This is a genomic window from Natranaerobius trueperi (genome assembly GCF_002216005.1).
GTDB classification, from domain to species: domain Bacteria; phylum Bacillota; class Natranaerobiia; order Natranaerobiales; family Natranaerobiaceae; genus Natranaerobius_A; species Natranaerobius_A trueperi.
In genome coordinates, this window is sequence record NZ_NIQC01000007.1 from 1 (window position 1) to 20,520 (window position 20,520).

19 protein-coding genes are annotated in these 20,520 nt (G+C 33.3%); all 19 read left to right on the forward strand.

Going from position 1 to position 20,520, the window contains the following annotated elements; translation table 11 throughout:
• Window positions 1-322 precede the first annotated feature (322 nt).
• The 19 genes from mraZ to CDO51_RS04525 all read left to right on the forward strand — a co-directional run bounded on the left by mraZ (window position 323) and on the right by CDO51_RS04525 (window position 20,484).
• Entirely contained in the window at window positions 323-754 is a 432-nt protein-coding gene (gene mraZ / locus CDO51_RS04435; protein ID WP_089023100.1) for a division/cell wall cluster transcriptional repressor MraZ, read from the forward strand.
• Between the two features lie 11 nt (window positions 755-765).
• Window positions 766-1,710 (forward strand): 16S rRNA (cytosine(1402)-N(4))-methyltransferase RsmH, encoded by a 945-nt coding sequence (gene rsmH / locus CDO51_RS04440; protein ID WP_089023101.1) that lies wholly within the window; start codon window positions 766-768, stop codon window positions 1,708-1,710.
• Window positions 1,711-1,728: 18 nt separating this feature from the next.
• On the forward strand, window positions 1,729-2,091 hold the full coding sequence (locus CDO51_RS04445; protein WP_158212319.1) for a septum formation initiator family protein: 363 nt from the start codon (window positions 1,729-1,731) through the stop codon (window positions 2,089-2,091).
• A 12-nt stretch (window positions 2,092-2,103) separates the two neighbouring features.
• On the forward strand, window positions 2,104-4,266 hold the full coding sequence (locus CDO51_RS04450) for a penicillin-binding transpeptidase domain-containing protein (protein WP_089023103.1): 2,163 nt from the start codon (window positions 2,104-2,106) through the stop codon (window positions 4,264-4,266).
• A 92-nt stretch (window positions 4,267-4,358) separates the two neighbouring features.
• On the forward strand, window positions 4,359-5,822 hold the full coding sequence (locus CDO51_RS04455; RefSeq protein WP_276206989.1) for a UDP-N-acetylmuramoyl-L-alanyl-D-glutamate--2,6-diaminopimelate ligase: 1,464 nt from the start codon (window positions 4,359-4,361) through the stop codon (window positions 5,820-5,822).
• Window position 5,823: 1 nt separating this feature from the next.
• Window positions 5,824-7,197: a UDP-N-acetylmuramoyl-tripeptide--D-alanyl-D-alanine ligase gene (locus CDO51_RS04460; RefSeq protein WP_089023105.1), complete on the forward strand. Its 1,374-nt coding sequence runs from the start codon at window positions 5,824-5,826 to the stop codon at window positions 7,195-7,197.
• 12 nt (window positions 7,198-7,209) lie between these two features.
• Window positions 7,210-8,172 (forward strand): phospho-N-acetylmuramoyl-pentapeptide-transferase, encoded by a 963-nt coding sequence (gene mraY / locus CDO51_RS04465; protein ID WP_089023106.1) that lies wholly within the window; start codon window positions 7,210-7,212, stop codon window positions 8,170-8,172.
• Between the two features lie 34 nt (window positions 8,173-8,206).
• A complete protein-coding gene (gene murD / locus CDO51_RS04470; protein WP_089023107.1) occupies window positions 8,207-9,595 on the forward strand; it encodes a UDP-N-acetylmuramoyl-L-alanine--D-glutamate ligase in 1,389 nt (462 codons plus the stop codon).
• The gene (gene ftsW, locus CDO51_RS04475) at window positions 9,588-10,694 is read left to right on the forward strand and encodes a putative lipid II flippase FtsW (protein WP_420811480.1); all 1,107 of its coding nucleotides are present in this window, start codon (window positions 9,588-9,590) and stop codon (window positions 10,692-10,694) included. Before murD ends, ftsW begins: the two co-directional genes overlap by 8 nt.
• Before the next feature lie 19 nt (window positions 10,695-10,713).
• Window positions 10,714-11,823 carry an undecaprenyldiphospho-muramoylpentapeptide beta-N-acetylglucosaminyltransferase gene (gene murG, locus CDO51_RS04480; protein ID WP_158212320.1) on the forward strand — a complete coding sequence of 370 codons (1,110 nt, stop codon included), beginning with the start codon at window positions 10,714-10,716 and terminating at the stop codon, window positions 11,821-11,823.
• 113 nt (window positions 11,824-11,936) lie between these two features.
• Window positions 11,937-12,860, forward strand: a complete 924-nt coding sequence (murB, locus tag CDO51_RS04485; protein ID WP_089023110.1) for a UDP-N-acetylmuramate dehydrogenase — start codon at window positions 11,937-11,939, stop codon at window positions 12,858-12,860.
• Window positions 12,853-14,154 carry a UDP-N-acetylglucosamine 1-carboxyvinyltransferase gene (murA, locus tag CDO51_RS04490; RefSeq protein WP_089023111.1) on the forward strand — a complete coding sequence of 434 codons (1,302 nt, stop codon included), beginning with the start codon at window positions 12,853-12,855 and terminating at the stop codon, window positions 14,152-14,154. Before murB ends, murA begins: the two co-directional genes overlap by 8 nt.
• A 26-nt stretch (window positions 14,155-14,180) precedes the next feature.
• Entirely contained in the window at window positions 14,181-14,948 is a 768-nt protein-coding gene (locus CDO51_RS04495) for a cell division protein FtsQ/DivIB (protein ID WP_089023112.1), read from the forward strand.
• Between the two features lie 92 nt (window positions 14,949-15,040).
• Complete coding sequence (gene ftsA / locus CDO51_RS04500) at window positions 15,041-16,267, forward strand: cell division protein FtsA (protein ID WP_089023113.1); 1,227 nt, start codon at window positions 15,041-15,043, stop codon at window positions 16,265-16,267.
• 52 nt (window positions 16,268-16,319) lie between these two features.
• Window positions 16,320-17,417 (forward strand): cell division protein FtsZ, encoded by a 1,098-nt coding sequence (gene ftsZ / locus CDO51_RS04505; RefSeq protein WP_089023114.1) that lies wholly within the window; start codon window positions 16,320-16,322, stop codon window positions 17,415-17,417.
• A gap of 156 nt (window positions 17,418-17,573) precedes the next feature.
• Window positions 17,574-18,455, forward strand: coding sequence for a sigma-E processing peptidase SpoIIGA (locus tag CDO51_RS04510; protein ID WP_158212321.1), 882 nt, complete (start codon window positions 17,574-17,576; stop codon window positions 18,453-18,455).
• A gap of 1 nt (window position 18,456) precedes the next feature.
• On the forward strand, window positions 18,457-19,167 hold the full coding sequence (gene sigE / locus CDO51_RS04515) for an RNA polymerase sporulation sigma factor SigE (RefSeq protein WP_089023116.1): 711 nt from the start codon (window positions 18,457-18,459) through the stop codon (window positions 19,165-19,167).
• Window positions 19,168-19,243: 76 nt separating this feature from the next.
• Window positions 19,244-20,032, forward strand: coding sequence for an RNA polymerase sporulation sigma factor SigG (sigG, locus tag CDO51_RS04520; RefSeq protein ID WP_089023117.1), 789 nt, complete (start codon window positions 19,244-19,246; stop codon window positions 20,030-20,032).
• A gap of 176 nt (window positions 20,033-20,208) precedes the next feature.
• Entirely contained in the window at window positions 20,209-20,484 is a 276-nt protein-coding gene (locus tag CDO51_RS04525; RefSeq protein ID WP_089023118.1) for a YlmC/YmxH family sporulation protein, read from the forward strand.
• Window positions 20,485-20,520: the final 36 nt, after the last annotated feature.

Consider the following 20,520-nt stretch of genomic DNA (forward strand, 5'->3'; position numbering starts at 1 on the left):
TTGATTTCTATTTGCACTTTCAATAAATGCCATCGCCATTAACTCTTTTACTATAATAAATTCGAAAGCGATGGCTGATACCATCTTTTTTGAAATTTTTTCTGCTTAATTGTTAGACAATCTGGCGCTTGGTGGTGTGAGAGGTCGGTAGATAAATTAATTATTTACCTCCTACTCGAGTACAATCTGAAGCGAAGTTTTTACCTCGCTTTTTTTTATTTTTTTTATAAGAAAAGCAGGATTATCAAAAATAAACGCGAAAAAAATAAGTGGGGAATAGTGGTGAAAAGTGGTTCATAATTCTATGAAAGTGGTGGATCGTATGTTTTTAGGGGAGTATAGCCACACATTAGATGCCAAAGGAAGAATAATTATTCCAGCTAAATTTCGAGATGGATTAGGAGAAAAATTTGTAGCCACTCGAGGATTGGATAATTGTATTTTTGTATATCCTATTGATGAGTGGAAAAAGCTCGAGGAAAAAATACGTAATCTCCCCTTAACAAAAGCTGATGCTAGAGCTTTTAGTCGTTTTTTCTTATCAGGAGCTGCTGAATGTGAATTTGATAAACAAGGTCGAATAAATCTCCCTTCTAATTTAATAAAATATGCTAAGTTAGAAAAAGATGCTGTAGTTATAGGTGTCTCAAATAGAGTGGAAATTTGGAGTCAAGAGATTTGGGAAAGCTATCAGCAAAAAGCTGAAGATTCGTTGGAACAGATTTCTGAAGAAATAGTAGATTTTGAGATATAAGGGTGGTAAATATGGAATTTAATCATAAATCAGTGATGTCTGACCAAACAATTAGATTGTTAAACCCATCTCCTGCCAAAACAATAGTTGACGGAACTATGGGAGGTGCAGGGCACTCTAGTGAAATAGTTAAAAGATTACAGCCTAGTGGTAAATTGATAGCGGTCGATCAAGACCCAGATGCTATTGAAGTAGGTAAAGAAAGATTAAAAAAATATCAAGATAATGTTTCAATAGTTCAAGAAAACTTTCAGAATCTAAATAAAGTTTGCGATAAGGCAGGAGTTAAAAAAGTAGATGGTATTCTTTTAGATCTTGGTGTTTCAAGTTTTCAGTTAGATAATGCCAAAAGAGGATTTACATATCAAAAAGACGCGCCTTTAGATATGCGTATGGATAAAAAACAACAGCATAATGCTCAATACGTTATTAACAATCTAGATAAACAGGAGTTAACAGAAGTGATAAAAAAATATGGCGAAGAAAAATGGGCTGCTCGTATTGCGGATTTTATTGTCAAAGAGAGAGATGAAAAAGTGATAAAAACAACTGGCCAGTTAGTTAGTATTATAAAAGCTGCCATTCCAAAAAAGGCTCGTGTTGATGGACCACATCCAGCTAAACGTACTTTTCAAGCTTTACGTATCTATGTTAATCGAGAGCTTGAAAGCTTAGAAAATGCTATAGATAGCGGATTAGACATACTAAAACCCGGAGGACGGTTTGTAGTAATCACCTTTCACTCTTTAGAAGATCGTATAGTTAAACACAAGTTTAAGGATGCAGCGCGTTCATGTATTTGTCCTACTGAGTTACCAATATGTCAATGCAAAGGAGAAGCGAAAGTAGAAGTGTTGACAAAAAAACCGATACTTCCTACGGAAGTTGAGCTTGAAGAAAACCCTAGAGCACGGAGTGCAAAATTACGAGCTATAGAAGTAATTGGTTCTAATTAGTAAAAGGGGTGAATATTATTGTATAAAAATCAATTAACAGCTGAAGCTGCTCCGAAAAGAAGGCAAAATCTAAATAAACAGAGTGATCCTGTACGCAAAACGAAAACACGTCGTAGAAGTAAAACAGTGCCTAAACTCGCAAAAGCTAAAGCTGTTGGTATATGTGTCGGTGGTGTATTGTTAGCACTTCTAACAGTTGCTCATTTTGCTCTTGTCGCGCAATTAAATTATCAAATATCGCAGTTAGAAAGAGAACTAGAACAAATAGAGAATCAAAAAGCACATCTTGAAATGAAAATTACGGAAAAGCAATCTTATGAGCGTATTGAAAGGTATGCTAGAGAAGAATTGAACATGAAAAAACCTTCCCAGGTTAATTAGGAGGGGTCATTTTTGGATAAGCGAAAGCAACATCTTTTGCAAACGAAACGTAGGTTAGTACTATTATTTATAGCACTTTTTGTAATTACCATTTCATTAATTGGAAGGTTAGGTTGGATACAATTAGTTAAAGGTGAAGAGTTTCAAGAAAAAGCTTGGGAACAATGGAATACGAGCATTCCAGCAAGTTCTCCGAGGGGTGATATAGTTGATAGAAATGGAGAACTAATGGTTAGTAGCTTAACTGCTGAAACTTTAATCGCTCTGCCTCCACAAATTAATGATCCCGAACAGCTATCGGTGAGATTATCTTCTATATTAGAAAAGGAAGAAGATGAAATATATGATAAGCTGACAGCGGATTCTTCTCAAGAAATTATCCAAAGAGTTCTTAGTCAGGATAAAGCTAAAAAAATAAGAGCTTTAGGAAATCCAGGTCTAAAACTTACTAGTGATACTCAAAGGTACTACCCTCATGGAAGACTTGCTTCACAATTACTTGGTTTTGTCGGAGTAGATCAAGGTTGGGCTGGTTTAGAGTATTATTATGATGATGAACTACAAGGAAGAGATGGTAGAATGGTCTTTCAGACAGATGGGAGACAGCAACAACTACCTCATGGTGTTCAGCAATATATTCCACCAAAGGATGGCATGACACTACAAACTACTATAGATAATTCGATCCAATATATAATGGAAAGAGAACTTGAGAGAGCTATGGTAGAATATAAACCTGAAGGGGCTATGGCTGTTGCTATGGAACCTGATACAGGAGAAATTTTAGGGATGAGTAGCAAACCAGATTATTACCCAGGAGAATATGATGAATTTGATGAACAGCAAAGAAGAATTTCACCAATTAATAACACTTTTGAACCTGGTTCTACTTTTAAACTAGTAACTCTTGCTGCAAGCATAGAAGAAGGCATATATAATCCTGATGAAGATTTATTCTGTCCTGGTCATATTGATGTTGCTGGAGTTGAAATAGGTTGCTGGACTCGAAATGGGCATGGTGCTATTGACTTTTTAGAAGTGGTCTACGGCTCGTGTAACCCTGGTTTTGTAACTTTAGGGCAAAGATTAGGAAAAGAAAAATTATTTAACTATATTTCTGGATTTGGTTTTGGTTCAAAAACTGGAATTGATTTACCAGGAGAAACTGTAGGACTATTATTTAATTTAGATAATGTTGGTCCAGTAGAACTTGCCACTTCTTCTTTCGGGCAAGGTGTTTCTGTAACACCAATACAACAGGTTATAGCTGTGAGTGCAATTGCAAATGGTGGAGAACTATATGAACCTAGAGTAGCAAAGAATTTTATTGATGAAAATGATAAGGTTATAGAACAAGAGCCTCAACAGATTCGTAGAGTGATATCTGAAGAAACTTCTAAAGAAGTAAGAAATATAATGCAAGGTGTAGTTGAAGAAGGAAGTGGAACTAATGCAGATATTGATGGTTATAATGTTGCTGGAAAGACTGGGACAGCAGAAAAAGTTGGTCCTGATGGAGGGTATATACCGGGTGAATTAATAGTAGCTTTTGTAGGATTTGCACCAGCAGAAGATCCTGAAGTTTTAATATACGTTGCTGTAGACACTCCAACAAAGGGCCCTGCATGGGGAGGTCAGATAGCCGCACCTATATTTAAAAATATGATGGAAGATATTTTAAAGCATTTAGATGTACCTTCTAGTTACGATGAAAAAGAAGAACAAGAATATGTTGAAGTTCCTAATCTACTAAATCTAACTTTTGATGAAGCAGAAGAACAACTTGATCAAAAAGGACTGATTGTAGATATTGTTGGTGATGGTGAAATTATAACAGATCAAATTCCTGAACCCGGAGAACAAGTTTCGGTACAATCTTCAATTATGTTATATTTAGGGGCTACAGAAGGAGAAGAAGAGAGCGAGTACGTAACAGTACCTAACTTAAAAGGTAGAACCTTGAGAAAGGCTACTGAAATTTTAGAAATGATAGGGTTAGATATGGACGCGAAAGGAAGCGGTATTGTAGAATCACAAGAGGTCGAGCCTGGAGAACAAGTGAGAAAAGGGACTGAAATAAAAGTTGAATTTAGAGAGCCTACAGAACCTGACCAAAATCAAGAGCTAAACGATGCTGAAGAAGTACCAGAGATGGAAGACTATCTAAACGAATAAAATTAGTTTTGAATTGTTAATAATAATAGTTAGTCCATGATCAATAAAGGGAGGGGAGTATTATTTTACTTTCTGAGATCATTTCTCCTCTAATAACTGACAAAAGGACTATAACTAGAGATAGTAATGTGTTAGGAATATCTTATGACTCAAGAGATATAAAAAAGGGAGAAATTTTTGTTTGTATCAAAGGAGTGACTGATGACGGACATAATTATATCCAAGATGCTATAGAAAAAGGAGCAAGTTGTATTATTGTTGACAAAAACAGATTTAACTTATGCTCTGACTCAAAAAATAATATACCAATTATTCCAGTGTCTGATACTAGAAAGGCATTAGCAATTATTTCATCTGTTTTTTATAGATATCCTAGTGATAAGATACGTGTGGTAGCTGTTACAGGAACAAATGGTAAGACAACTACCACTATTTTGATTGATTCTTTGTTGAGTTTAGGATTAGATACCAAAACAGCTCTTTCAGGAACTGTTTATAATAAGGTGGGTAAAAAGACTGAATCCCACCAAACAACTACTCCTGAATCATTAGACTTACAAGAATTATTATATAGATCTAAAGAAGATGGAGTGTCTCATGCTACTATCGAGGTGAGCTCACATGCAATAGATCAAATGAGGGTAGTAGGTACTAAATTAGATATTGCAATTTTTACAAACTTGACTCAGGATCATCTAGATTATCATAAAAACATGGAGTCATATAGAAATACAAAGGGTAAATTATTTTCTTATCTTGGTCTATTACCTGAGCACAATAAATATCCTAAAGTAGCTGTGATTAATAAAGATGATCCGTATTCTTCTTTTATTGAAAAGCAAGTTGCTGTGCAAACAGTGACATACGGATTAGGAGACCAGGCTGATGTACAAGGTAAGATAGAAAAGTGTGACCTTTTTGGTACTATTATGAGTGTAGAATCTTTTTGGGGTAGTTTTACGATAAAAACTACTTTACCTGGGAAATATAATTGTTATAATTTATTAGCAGCTATTACTGTAGCATTAATTGAAGGTGTATCAGTTAATAAAATTCAAACATTATTACGACATCCTATAAGTATTCCTGGTAGATTCGAAAAGATAGAAATGGGGCAAAATTTTATCGTACTAGTTGATTATGCACATACTCCTGATTCTCTTAAAAATGTTTTAAAATCAATCCGGGAGTTAGTTGAAGGTAGGCTCTCAGTTGTTTTTGGTTGTGGTGGGGAAAGGGATAAAGAAAAGCGTGAAGAAATGGGGACTGTAGTTTCAAACTATTGTGATAAAATATTTATTACAAATGATAATCCACGATCTGAAAAACCTGAAAATATTGCAAAGGATATAGTTAAAGGGATTGATAATAGAAATGTAGTTATAGAGCTGAATAGGCAATATGCTATAGAACGGGCGCTAAGTTGGGCTGGTGAAAATGATGTTGTTTTGATATCCGGAAAAGGACATGAAACAAAACAAATATTTGATGATAATGTGATAGAATTTGACGATAGAAAAGTAGCAAGGAGAATTTTAGAAAAAATGGGGTATTAATATGGCTTGGACAGGATATGAACTAGCGAAGAATAGTGACGGAAAAATAATAAACGGTGATCCAGATACAACGGTCACAGGATTTAAGGTAGATTCAAGATATGTAGAAGAGGGAGACTTATTTGTCTGTTTACCAGGGGAAAAAACGGATGGGCATAAATTCATAAACGATGCTTTGAATAATGGGGCAAGCGGTTGCTTGGTTAGTAAAGAAATTGATATTGATAAAAGATATAATGATCCACTTATTATTGAAGTTGAAGATACGCTTTTATCATTGCAAAATATCGCAAAAAAACATAGACAAAAGTTTGGAGTATCTGTTATAGGTATTACAGGTAGTGTAGGTAAAACAACGACAAAAGATATGGTTAATGAAGTTTTGAGTACAAAATATCGAGTTTTAAAAACTGAAGGTAATCTAAATAGCGAAATAGGTTTACCGTTAATGCTATTAAAGCTCCAAAAAGAACATCAAGTAGCCGTTCTAGAGATGGGTATGAATGACAAAGGAGAAATATCAAGACTTTGCGAGATAGCAAGGCCTAATGTAGCAGTTATCACAAATGTGGCTGAATCTCATATAGAAAAACTAGGTTCACTAGATAATATAGCATCTGCTAAAAGTGAATTGTTAGAAGGACTCTTGCCCGGAGGAACCGCAGTATTAAATCATGATGACTGGCGAGTAAAAAATATGAACAAAAAAGCCCCAGGAGAAGTGTTGTTTTATGGCCTAACAGGAGGGGATTTAATAGCTAGTAATATTGGAATTACTGATCAAGAAACCACTGCAGAAGTTAAGTATCAGGGCGAGGTCTATAAACTACAATTACCTCTACTTGGTAAACATAATGTTAGTAATTCTTTGGCTGCAATAGCTGTAGGGAAAATTTTTGGTTTGACAATTAATGCTGCGATCAAAGGATTAGAGGATTTCTCTATAACTAGTATGCGTACACAAGTTCAGCATCATAAAGGTCTGACTATTATAAATGATGCTTATAATGCAAATGTACAATCAACAATTGCTGCTCTTGAGATACTTGAAAACTTATCAGCAAAACGTAAAATAGCAATTTTAGGTGATATGTATGAGCTTGGAGAATATACTGTGAAAGCTCATATGGAAATTGGTGATGAAGTGATCCAGAGAGAAATAGATTGTTTAATAACAGTGGGTAAGCTCACTGAGGAAACTTATAATAAAGCGAAAGATTTAAAACCACAAAAAACTCAAATTTATCATGTTAAAGATAATAACCAAGCAGTAGATTTATTAGAAGAAATAATATCATCTGGTGATGCCATTCTAGTAAAAGGATCGAGAGGAATGGCTATGGAAAAAATAGTGTATGCACTGCAGGAAATTTAGGAGGAAGATATAATGGAAAATATTTACACATTAATACTTGTCAGTTTTTTAATTAGTTTAATTTTGTCTCCAGTATTTATACCAATACTAAGAAGATTTAAGTTTGGACAACAGATCAGGGGAGAAGGCCCACAAAGTCACTTGGAAAAATCAGGAACACCGACGATGGGTGGACTTATATTTCTTATTTCTAGTTTAACTACTCTAATAATTTTTAGGGTTTTAGAAACAGATGTTTTAATATTATTATTTGTAACACTTGCCACTGGTATAATAGGTTTTTTAGATGATTTTTTAAAGATTGCAAAGAAAAGAAGTTTAGGTTTAAGAGCAAAACAAAAAATCATAGGTCAGTTAATTGTTGTGGCAATTTTTGGTTGGTACTTATTTGTTACTAATCATTCTACTGAATTAATAATTCCTTTTACAGATTTTCAGTTTGATTTAGGAATGGGATATTATTTCTTTTTGATTTTTATAATACTCGGAACTTCTAATGCAGTTAATATGACAGACGGATTGGATGGATTAGCAACTGGTGTAGTAGTCATATGCTTTACTGCTTATGTGATTTTAGCACATATGAGTGAAATGACAGGAGTAGCTCTATTTGGTAGCTCATTAATAGGTGCTTGTGCAGGATTTTTAATATTTAATCTACATCCAGCTAAGATCTTTATGGGTGATGTGGGTAGTCTTGCTTTAGGAAGTGCGTTAGCTTCTATGGCTATCCTTACTAAAGCAGAATTAGCATTAATAATTATCGGATTTGTATTAGTTATAGAAACTTTAAGTGTTATTTTACAAGTAATAGTATTTCAAACATGGGGAAAACGTATATTTTTAATGAGCCCATTACATCATCACTTTGAATTAAAAGGATGGAGTGAATGGAAGGTTGTTATAGTTTTTTGGTTATTAGCTTTATTTACTGCAGCTTTAGGTGTTTTATCAGTAACAAATATTTATATTTAGATTGAATTAAAAAGTGTTTCTAGGAGAGATATTAATGGATTTGAATTCATCTTTTTTAATAGTAGGATTAGGTAAAAGTGGATTAGCGGCTGTTGAAGTCTTAACTAAAAATTATGCATGTAATGTTTCAGTAACAGACAAGAAAACCATAGAAGATTTCAATGAAAATGTACAGAAATTACTTAATGAAGAAAAAGTTAAATTTATGACTGAATCTGAAGCTTCAGTGAATATTGATAAATTTGATGTAATTATCAAGAGTCCAGGTGTATTTATGGATAATGTAGTTATAACTGCTGCAATGAATCAAGGAAAAGTTGTATATGATGAGCTAGAATTAGGTTATCAATTATTGAAGAAAAAACTCAAGAGACCAGAAGATAGAATCATAGCAATTACTGGGACTAATGGTAAAACAACTACTACTGAACTTGTTGGGGAAATTTTAAGAAGTGATAATAAACGAGTACATGTTGCAGGAAATGTTGGTGTACCATTAACAAAAGTAGTTCCTTTTGCTACAAATGACGATTATTTTGTATTAGAAGTTTCTAGTTTTCAACTTGAAAATTTAGATAAGTTTAAACCAAAAGTGTCAGCTATATTAAATATCACCCCAGATCATTTAGATTGGCATGGAAGTTTTGAAAAATATTTAGAATCGAAAAAGAAAATTTTTATTAACCAAGATCAAAACGATTTTTTAGTAGTAAATAAGGATGATAAAGTGATTCAAAGTGTAGATAGTACAACAAAGGCTAGAGCTATATCGTTTTCTAAAAATAAGGATATAAATGTAGGAACCTACACATGGGATAATCAACTAATGTATAAAAATGGTGGTGAATTAATTTCAATTATGCCAATTAATGAGATTACTTTACCAGGGGAACATAATTTAGAAAATGTCTTGGCAGCAACTGCTATTTCATTAACGTTAGAAGTTAACACGTATTCATTAAGGAATACCTTATCATCGTTTTTAGGAGTTTCTCATCGACTAGAGTTAGTTAGTGAAATAAGTGAAGTAAAATACATCAACGATTCTAAAGGAACAAATGTAGAAGCTTCTTTGAGAGCAATTAATGCGTTTAGATCTCCAATAATACTAATAGCAGGTGGAAAAGATAAAGGAGCAGATTTTAGAGATTTTGCTAAAGAAATAAAAATAAACAATGTTAAATATGTGATACTTTTAGGAGAAACTAGTTCTAGAATTTCTGAAGTTTTAGAGAAAGAAGGATTTAATTCATATATTCATGTTGATAATATGGAAGAGGCAGTTGAGGTTAGTTATAATTCCTCTTCGGCTGGTGATGTTGTATTATTATCCCCAGCTTGTGCAAGTTGGGATATGTACGACAGTTATGAAAAACGTGGAGAGCACTTTAAAAATTTGGTACTTTCATTCGGGGGTGAATGATTTGCAAAAAAACCAGTCAACTCCCGACTTTGCTTTGCTCATAGTTACAATGATTTTACTAGGCATAGGGTTAATTATGGTATTTAGTTCTAGTGCAATAGTATCACAAGTTCAACGCGGTGATACTTATTATTTTCTAAAACGTCAAGCATTTTGGGCTGTTTTAGGATTAATTGGACTGTATATGACTAGTAGAATAAGTTATTGGAAATGGAAGCTTTTGTCGATGCCAATCATGATCATGAATTTGATCTTGTTAGCAGCTGTTTTTATACCCGGTTTAGGTGTAAGAGTATATGGAGCAGAGCGCTGGATAGGTATTATGGGAGTAACAATACAACCTTCAGAATTTACCAAAATAGCCTTGATTATATTTGTGGCAACATTATTGACCAGAAAAAATCATTCAGCTAAAAATTTCAAAAGTTTATCTATTGCTTTAGGAGCATTAGGAGCTAGTTGTCTTTTTATACTTATGCAACCAGATATGGGTACAGCTATTGCTATTGCAGGCAGTGTGATGCTTGTGATTTATGTCGCTGGTATGAAGTATTCTCATATATTTGCTTTATCTTGTATTATGATCCCTGCTGGTATAAGTCTGGTTTTCAGGGAAGATTATAGGCGTAAGAGACTTTTATCTTTTCTTGACCCGTGGGAAGATCAATTAGAAAGTGGTTATCAAATTATCCAATCTTTATATGCACTTGGGCCAGGTGGATTAATCGGTACTGGTTTGGGAAGGAGTCGACAAAAGTTTTTTTATTTACCTGAACCACATAATGACTTTATTTTTGCTGTTATAGGTGAAGAATTAGGTTTTATTGGTGCAAGTTTAGTTGTAATATTGTTTTTTATTTTTATTTGGAGAGGAATTAAAATCGCAATGCAATCATCAGATATGTTTGGTTCTTTATTAGCCACTGGTATCACTTCTCTGATTGGTTTGCAAGCATTTATGAACATTGCTGTGGTAACAGCTTCTATGCCAGTTACTGGTATTAATTTACCCTTAATTAGTGCTGGAGGATCTTCACTATTTTTTACATTGAGTGCTATTGGAATTTTACTCAATGTTTCAAAGTATAATCATCCTTAACATAGTAAGGAGGAACCTTATGAAAGTGTTAGTAACAGGTGGGGGTACAGGGGGGCACATTTACCCTGCCCTTGCCGTGATAAATATATTAAATAAAAAATATCCTAAAGCTGAAACTTTGTATGTGGGGACATCTACGGGGATGGAACAAAAAATTGTTCCGGAAAAAGGATTAGATTTTACTACAATCAATGCAAGAGGTTTACCACGTAAATTAAATAAAGATTTATTATATTTTAGTCGTGATCTAATGAAAGGAATTAACCAATCAAAAAGAATTATAAAAGAGTTCACCCCAGACGTTGTTCTAGGCACTGGGGGATATGTATGTGGACCTGTATTACTAGCAGCTAAGAAGTTTCGAATTCCTACTGTTATTCATGAACAAAATGCAATTCCGGGTATAACTAATAAATATTTATCGAGAATGGTAGACTATACATGTGTGAGCTTTCCGGAATCAAAAAAATATTTCAAAAAAGCCAAGAATATTATTGTAACCGGAAATCCAAGAGCAGAAGAGTTGAACCAAAAATCTCAAGATGAAGCCCTGAAGTCTTTTGATTTATCGGCTAATAAAAAAACTATATTAATTGTAAGTGGTAGTAGAGGAGCACAGGTAATTAATAAGATTATGTCACAAGCTATTCCTGAAATATTAACTAGTTCAAATAAAATCCAAATTATCTATGTGACTGGAAATGAGTATTATGATGATATCAAAAGTGAGATAGAAAATAATATCGATTATACTAGTGTTGATAATTTAAAATTTTATCCATACTTAAAAAATATGCCTGATGCCTTAGCGAGTGCTGATTTAGTTGTTAGCCGTGCAGGCGCAACTACTCTTGCTGAACTGACTGCAGCAGGAAAACCATCAATATTGATCCCTTCTCCTAATGTTACCAATAATCATCAAATGGTAAATGCCAGTATATTGGCGCAGAGAGGAGCAGCTAAATTAATAGAAGAAAATAACTTGACTAAGGAAAAGGTAACAGAAGTATTGAATGAAATTATTCTAGATGAGGAAAAATTAAATGAAATGAAAAAACTAAACTTTGAATTAGGATATCCCAAAGCTGCTAGTAATGTTTGTGATGTTCTAAGTTCTTTTATAGGATAAATAATTCTTCTTCATACAAATTACGGACAAGCTATTAAGTGACATATGAAATGTTTATCGCATATCATATATTAAGATTGTGGCCACAATATAGTTAAAGGAGCGGACCTAGAATGAATGATGGATATGCTAAATTAATATCGAAAATATCTAGCCCATGGTATAAAAATGTACCTTTGAAAAACTTAACTTCTTTTAAAATTGGTGGTCCGTGTGACCTATTTATTGAACTAAAATCAGAACAAGATTTGAAAACATGTTTGACAGTTTGCTATTCAAATGATATCCCGTGGTTTTTGCTAGGTAATGGCTCAAACCTTTTAGTAGCTGATGAAGGCTTTCGTGGTGTAGTTTTAAAATTAGGGGATAATTTTGATTATATTCAACCTATACGCCAAACAGAATTCAAATTAGGAGCAGCAAGTTTATTACCACAAGTCGCTAATCGCTTGACAAATAAAGGATATTCTGGACTAGAGTGGGCAGCAATGATACCTGGAAGTATTGGAGGTATAGCTCGATCTAATGCAGGAGCTTTTTCAAATGATTTTTGTAATTTATTAAGAAGCGTTGATGGTTATAAAACTAACGGAGATAAAATCCGTTACTCTAAAAGTCAGTTAAAATTTGGTTATCGATATTCAGATCTGATTACACAAAGGGTAGTGGTCACATCTGTAAACCTATCTTTATCTTCTGATTTTAATAATACTTCTAAAGAGAAATTAAAAAAATTAATTCAGCTGCGTAAACAAAAGCAACCTCATGAACCAAGCGCTGGAAGTGTTTTTGTAAACCCTCCAGGTTATACAGCTGGTGAACTGGTGGATCTATGCGGCTTAAAAGGATACAAGATAGGTGGGGCACAAATTTCTACAAAACATGCCAATTTTATTGTTAATAGAGATGATGCTAAGGCGCAAGATGTATTAGATTTAATTAATATAGCTCAAACTCAAGTGAAAGAAAAATTTGGTGTAGAGCTAAAGTTAGAAGTAAAAGTATTGGGAGAGATTGGGGGTGCAAACTATGGATAAATTTGTAATATCCGGCTGGGATCAGTTAAATGGAAAAGTAAGAATCCATGGAGCAAAGAATTCAGCACTCCCCTTATTAGCTGCTTCTATATTAGCAGAAGAAAAAGTTGTAATCAGAGATGTACCTAACTTACGTGATGTACGTGCGATGGTTAAGATAATTACAGAGCTAGGTGGTACTGTGATCAGATCTTCTGAAGGTATGCAAATTAATACAGTCCATCTTAATTCAGGAACAATACCAAAAAAATTAATGCAAGAGATGAGATCTAGTATTGTAATCTGTGGTTCGATTATAAATAAAATTGGCTGGGTGAAGGTTTCTCCACCTGGTGGATGTGCTATAGGAAACCGTCCTATTGATCTTCATTTAAAAGGCTTTAAAAAATTGGGCTGTGAGATTTTTGAAAAAAATGATGAAATTTTAATTAAAGCTCCAAAACATGGATTGAAAGGTGCAAAAATAGAGTTAGATTACCCTAGTGTAGGAGCAACTGAGAATGTTATGATGGCTGCAGCTCAAGCAAAAGGAACAACTGAGATATATAATCCAGCAAAAGAACCAGAAATACAAGATCTAGCAAACTTTATAAATGCATTGGGAGGAAATGTCAAAGGAGCAGGAACTGAAAAGATAACAATAGAAGGTAAACAGAGTATGCAAGGAACTGACTACCGTATTATCCCTGATAGAATTGTTGCAGGAACTTATATGTTAGCAGGAGCTATAACGCGTAGTGAGATCACACTTACAAATGTAGTCCCTGAGCATATACGAGGGTTGGCTAACTTATTAGAACAATGTGGTGTTCAAGTGATATTTGGTGAAAAAAATGTTACTATTTCAGCAAAAAATCGTAATATAGTTTCACCTAAACACGTAACGACACAGCCTTACCCTGGCTTTCCGACTGATATGCAACCACAGTTGTTAGCATTTTCCTGTTTTACTGAAGGTACCAGTTTCATTACAGAAAAAATTTTCGATGGAAGATTCAACCATGTTCCTGAATTAAGAAAGTTAGGTGCGAAAATTGAAGTTAAAAAACAAACCGCAAAAGTAACTGGGGTTTCTGTTTTAAGCGGAACAGTAGTTGAAGCTACTGATCTAAGAGCAGGGGCAGCTTTGGTCTTAGCAGCTTTAGGGGCGGAAGGTGTAACGGTTATAGAAAATATAGATCATATAGAAAGAGGACATGAGAGTTTTGATGAAGATTTAAAATCATTAGGTGCTAATATATTAAGGATACCTAAAAATCAAATAACTCACTTATCAAATGAAAACGCCTATTAATCTAGGCGTTTTCATGGAGGTTTTATATGGACAAGCTTAATAAGAAAAGGCGTAAAACAATAAAAAAGAATAATAAAAGAATAAAGAAAACAATTTGGGTAGTTTTACTTAGTTGTTTAGGTCTTTTAGCCCTTGTTTTTACTATGACTTCAAGTTATTTTGTTATTGACGATATATATATAATTGGGACTAACTACATTAGAGAAGAAAAAGTGAAGGATCTGATAAAAGATCATAATATGAATTATTGGTTTTTAAAAGAAAGAGATATAAAAGAAACACTTTCTTTAAATCATTTGATAGATGACGTCATAACTGTTGAGAAGAGTTTCCCAAATGATATATATATAGAAGTTGATGAAAAACGACCAGAAGCACTATTGATATATGAGGGAGAACATTATTTAGTATCGTCAGATTCAACAATATTAGAAGAAGTATCTAATCTTTCACAAGGGCTACCATTTGTAACTGGAACAGAAGGTTTGTTCTCTGAAATTAAAGTAGGTAATTCTTTAGAAAGTCAACTATCTTCTTCAGTAGAAAGTATATTTAAAAGTATCGCAAAATATGAGTTAAACAATATATCTGAAATTAAATTAACAGAAGATAAGTTTAGACTCTATTTAGATAATGGCTTTTTAGTTAAACTCGGTACATATTCAGATATCGAACAAAAATTTGATACTCTAAAAAATGTTCAACACAAATTATATAATTTAAGTGATAATTATTATCTAGATTTACGTGTCCCAAGTAATCCAGTTTTAGTTGAAAATGGAAAAGATAGTTAATAATTTTAGTGTACATAAAAAAAGGAAATTTTTTATAGACGTTGAAGTATTTAATAATAGTATATTTGTAGTGTTTGATGGGAGGTGCTAGTTTGGTCACAAAAAATATAATTACCAGTTTAGATATTGGCACCACCCATGTTCGCGTTATAGTTGGCGAAATGGGGACCGGTGATAATATAAATATAATCGGTGTTGGGACAAGTCTATCAGATGGTATTAAAAATGGTGGGATTGTAGATCTAGAAAAAACTATTGATGGAATTACAAGTGCAGTTGAACAAGCTGAAAGAATGGCAGGAGTAGAAATTGAGTCAGTTTTTGTAGGCGTTGTAGGATCGCATGTTCAATTGATAGAAAATAATGGTGTTGTTGCAGTTAGTCGTGATGATAAAGAAATTACACCCGAAGATGTTGATAGAGCTATCCAAGCAGCAAAAGTAATAGCTTTACCTCCCGATAGAGAAATAATTGATGTTATCCCAAGGCAATTCATAGTAGATGGGTATGATGGAATTAAAGATCCTGTCGGGATGCTTGGTGTGAGAATGGAAGTTGAAGCTCTAGTACTAGCAGGGAAAAGTACAAGTGTACATAATATCTTACGGTGTGTTACAAGGGCAGGATTAGATGTAGATGGGCTAGTACTGAACCCAATGGCCAATGCAGAAGCAGTACTTACAAATGATGAAAAAGAACTAGGAGTAGTTTTAGTTGATATTGGAGGCGGTACTGTAGAGATAGGTGTTTTCCAAAATGGACATTTACATCAATTAGATGTAATAAATGTTGGTGGAAATTTTATTACTAATGATATAGCTGTTGGTCTTAAAACACCACAAGAAGAAGCTGAACAACTTAAAGTTAAACATGGAATAGCATTGACTGAAATAGCAGATAATGACAAAATGTTAGAGATAGTACAAGTAGGAAAAAAAGAATCAGTCAAAATTGATGCAGTTGAACTTACAGAGATCATTGAACCACGTGTACAAGAGATTTTTTATTTAGTAGGGGAAAGGCTCGATCAACTTGGTTATAATAGCAATGATCTGGCAGCCGGGATTGTTTTAACAGGAGGTGTTACAAAGTTAAAGGGTGTTAAAGAAATTGCAGAACACGAACTAAATGCTCATATTCGTATTGCCGAACCCAGATTATTAGGGGCAAATAATCCTATTTATTCTGTCGGGGTTGGTATTATTCAATATGTAACTGAAAACAACCTTCATTCTCTTGAACCTGAAGGGAATGAAAATACACAGCTTACAGGAGTTATAACAAAAGTTAAGGATTGGGTGTTAGATTTTTTTGAATAAACATCTGATTATATACAATAATTTTATCTGCTAGAGAAGGAGGGGAATGCCCATGCTGGAATTTGATATGGAAACAGATCAGTTTGCACAAATTAAAGTTATTGGAGTTGGTGGAGGAGGAAATAATGCAGTGAACCGTATGATATCCTCCGGATTAGGTGGTGTCGAATTTGTGGCAGTAAATACAGATTCACAGGCACTAAACATTTCTGAGGCCAACTTAAAGCTACAATTAGGACAAAACTTGACCAAAGGGTTAGGAGCAGGAGCTAACCCAGAAGTAGGAAAAAAAGCGGCTGAAGAAAGCCGTGATGAAATAGAACAAGCTTTAAAAGGCGCAGATATGGTTTTTGTTACAGCAGGAATGGGTGGTGGAACAGGTACTGGTGCAGCACCTGTTATAGCTAATATTGCAAGAGAGCTAGGAGCTTTAACCGTTGGAGTTTGTACTAAACCATTTACTTTTGAGGGACGTAAAAGAAAAAAACAGGCCGAGACTGGAATAGAAGAGATTAAACAAAGTGTTGATACTCTGATTGTTATACCTAATGATAGGTTACTTCAAGTGGTAGAGAAAAAAACGACTATGGTTGAAGCCTTTGGAGTTGCTGATGAAGTTTTATTGCAAGGTGTTCAAGGAATTTCTGATTTAATAACTGTACCAGGTTTGATAAACCTAGATTTTGCTGATGTTAAAACTATTATGACAGATACAGGAACTGCATTAATGGGAATTGGTTCGAGTGATGATGATAACAGGGCTGTTGAAGCTGCTAAATCAGCTACTTTAAGTCCGTTGTTAGAAACAAGTATCGAAGGAGCTAAAGGAATATTATTAAATATAACTGGTGGATCAAACCTAGGTCTAGTTGAAGTTAATGAAGCTGCTGATATTGTAGCTGAAGCAGCTTCAGAAGATGCTAATATAATTTTTGGTGCAGTAATTGATGATAATATGGGGGATGAAGTAAAGGTTACTGTAATAGCTACAGGTTTTGACGATGATGAACGACAAGGGCAATTGCAAAATGAACAGCAACATAATAATGTTCAAAAAGCTACCAAAGAAGAATTAGCCAATAGTTCTTTTGTTGGAGATGACATTAACATACCAGCATTCTTACGAAGGAAGAAAAATTCCGACAAGTAATAGTTAAGAGCGACTAAATTAGTCGCTCTTTTTTTATGTTTATATATTGTTTATGACAAACTTTTTTAACCTATAATGATATAATTGTCATAACTGAAATAACTGATGAATAATTTTATACAGGACAAGTTCGTCTGGAGGAGGGATGTACCTAAAGTGTATATTATTGGAGAAGTTTTACTAATTATTAACTTGCTTATTAATAGTATTTTATTATTTATTACAGGAAAACTTCTTAATATAAGAATATTAAAGTACAAAATATTTTTAGCAAGTTTAGTTGGTGCAATTGGAGTTCTTTTGCCATCGTTTAATGGTGATATTATTTTAAAAATTGTAATTTCCCTGCTAATGGTATTAATAGCATTTGGTAGATTTAACCCAAAATCTATTATTGTTGTTTTATTATCATTTTATGGAGTAAGTTTTTTAGTAGGAGGCGGAATATTCGGTATATTATATTTGACTGCTAATATTCACGAACCTATTATTCTATTACCAGGTGACTTGTCCTTTAAGTATCTATTTTTAGTATTAATTTTAGGATTTGGGGTGATATCTGCAACAAGACTTGTAGAGCGAAAAACAACATTAAAAAGATTATCTATACCTGTTAAAGTCAAGTTTAATGGGAAAAGTAAAAATTTCAAGGTACTTGTAGACACTGGAAATCAGTTGAAAACATTTACCGGGGAATATTGCCTAGTAGTAGAAGCACAGATATTAGAGGATTTACTTTCCTTTCAGGAGAAAAATTTTATGTCACAATTTGCAAACTTATCACAAGACATAGAGCCAGAAAATTTGCATAGTAATACAAAAGTAAGATTTTTTCCAATATGGTTTCAATCTTTAGGTAATCAACATGGTTTCTTATTTGCATTTCGCCCCGAAGAGTTATTCATAAAAAAAGAAGTAAATGATAAAGAATGGCAAGAAGTGTCAGCGCTAATCGCCGTTACTTTTCAAAATCTTAATATTGATGGAGAAAATAATGGTTTGATATCGCTAGAATTATTTAATTATGCGGAGGGATAATATGAGAGCAATTTTGTTTAAAATTCTATTTATCTTGTATAAGTGGAATATTTTAAAAAAACCACCAATACATTATATTGGTAGTAGTCAAGCGCTTCCCCCGCCACTATCAAAGGAAGAAGAAAAAGAACTATTAGAAAAACTGACGTCGGGAGACCAAGAAGTCAAATCAACTTTAATAGAAAGAAACCTTAGGTTAGTGGTATATATAGCAAGAAAGTTTGAAAATACTGGAGTTAATATAGAAGACTTAATATCAATTGGGACAATTGGTTTAATAAAAGCAGTGAATACGTTTGATCCTGAAAAAAAAATTAAACTGGCTACTTATGCTTCAAAGTGCATTGAAAATGAAATACTAATGTATCTGAGAAGAAATAATAAGTTAAAAAATGAAGTTTCTATAGATGAACCATTGAATATTGATTGGGATGGTAATGAATTATTATTGTCTGATGTATTAGGTACAGATATTGATGTTATTCATAAAAATATAGAGAAAAAGGTGAATAAAAACTTATTAAAAATTGCTTTAGAAAAACTTTCTCAGAGAGAAAAAACTATAATGAAGTTAAGGTTTGGTCTTGGTAAAGAATATGGAAAAACACAAAAGGAAGTTGCCGATATATTAGGGATTTCACAGTCTTATATATCTAGACTTGAAAAGAGAATAATTAAAAGGATGAAAAAAGAAATTAATAAAATGCAGTAGTTGTCCTCAGTATAAAAAAAGGGTACTTGGAGATAAATAAGGACAGATAAGCAATGCAACAGGGGGGCGATGAAAAATGAGCAGTACAAAGGTGGAAATCTCCAATGTTAACACCTCCAAGTTACCCGTATTAAAAAATAATGAAATGAAAGAACTTTTTAAGAGGATGCAAGATGGTGATGATTTTGCAAGACAAGAACTAATTAATGGTAATCTGAGGTTAGTACTTAGTGTTATACAAAGATTTAATAATCGCGGAGAATATGTTGATGACCTTTTCCAGGTTGGCTGTGTGGGATTAATAAAAGCTATTGATAACTTTGATTTATCTCAAAATGTTAAATTTTCCACCTATGCAGTTCCAATGATAATTGGTGAAATTAGAAGATATCTAAGAGATAATAATTCGATTAGGGTCAGTCGTTCCTTAAGAGATATAGCTTACAAGGCGTTACAAATTAGAGATGAGTTGGTAGAAAAGAATTCCGAAGAGCCTTCTGTATCTGAAATTGCTAAGAGGTTAGACATAAGTAAAGAACAAGTTGTTTTTGCGTTAGATTCTATCCAAGATCCGGTTTCATTATTTGAACCTATTTATCATGATGGTGGAGATCCAATTTACGTAATGGATCAGATTAGTGATGAAAAAAATCAAGATAAGAATTGGCTAGAAGAATTAGCGATAAAAGAAGGCTTGCACAAGTTGACTTCAAGAGAGAAATTAATTGTTCACAAACGTTTCTTTAACGGAAAAACACAAATGGAAGTTGCTGAGGAGATTAATATTAGCCAAGCACAGGTTTCAAGATTAGAAAAAGCAGCATTATCTCAATTAAAAAAGAATATATCAGAAAAACAATCATAGATATATATTGTTGACTATTTTGAGCTGCATTTCAAATGTTAGATACTGAAACTAACACATTTGAAATGCAGCTTTTATATAATAGAGTTGTTAAGGATTGGATTAAAGAAAGTTTTTTAATTAATAGCAATAATATTGAATCATAGTCATATACATGTTAGTGAGGGGGCATAAAAATGATAAAAGCTTCCGACCTAAGAAGAAGAGAAATTGTTAATGTATTTGACGGAAAAAGGTTAGGCTTTGTAAGTGATTTAGAGATCGATGACTCTGAAGGTTATATCAATGCGATTATAGTACCAGGACCAGGTAAATTTTTTGGTTTATTTGGAGGAGACAGAGATTATATTATACCTTGGGAAAAAATAGTAAAAATAGGTTCTGATGTTATTTTAGTAGAAGTTCCTGGAACCCATAGGAAATCACGGAATTCAAAAGATACAAAAAGCTAAATATTAATTAGGATTAAATTAATTTATAGAGAATGC

Bases quoted from the DNA above. Each gene is read 5' to 3' on its own strand.
- CDO51_RS04495 (WP_089023112.1), top strand. From the start codon at position 14,181: ATGGACAAGCTTAATAAGAAAAGGCGTAAAACAATAAAAAAGAATAAT.
- sigG (WP_089023117.1), top strand. From the start codon at position 19,244: ATGAGCAGTACAAAGGTGGAAATCTCCAATGTTAACACCTCCAAGTTA.
- CDO51_RS04460 (WP_089023105.1), top strand. From the start codon at position 5,824: ATGGCTTGGACAGGATATGAACTAGCGAAGAATAGTGACGGAAAAATA.
- ftsZ (WP_089023114.1), top strand. From the start codon at position 16,320: ATGCTGGAATTTGATATGGAAACAGATCAGTTTGCACAAATTAAAGTT.
- murA (WP_089023111.1), top strand. From the start codon at position 12,853: ATGGATAAATTTGTAATATCCGGCTGGGATCAGTTAAATGGAAAAGTA.
- sigE (WP_089023116.1), top strand. From the start codon at position 18,457: ATGAGAGCAATTTTGTTTAAAATTCTATTTATCTTGTATAAGTGGAAT.
- murG (WP_158212320.1), top strand. From the start codon at position 10,714: ATGAAAGTGTTAGTAACAGGTGGGGGTACAGGGGGGCACATTTACCCT.
- murD (WP_089023107.1), top strand. From the start codon at position 8,207: ATGGATTTGAATTCATCTTTTTTAATAGTAGGATTAGGTAAAAGTGGA.
- CDO51_RS04525 (WP_089023118.1), top strand. From the start codon at position 20,209: ATGATAAAAGCTTCCGACCTAAGAAGAAGAGAAATTGTTAATGTATTT.
- rsmH (WP_089023101.1), top strand. From the start codon at position 766: ATGGAATTTAATCATAAATCAGTGATGTCTGACCAAACAATTAGATTG.
- mraY (WP_089023106.1), top strand. From the start codon at position 7,210: ATGGAAAATATTTACACATTAATACTTGTCAGTTTTTTAATTAGTTTA.
- mraZ (WP_089023100.1), top strand. From the start codon at position 323: ATGTTTTTAGGGGAGTATAGCCACACATTAGATGCCAAAGGAAGAATA.
- murB (WP_089023110.1), top strand. From the start codon at position 11,937: ATGAATGATGGATATGCTAAATTAATATCGAAAATATCTAGCCCATGG.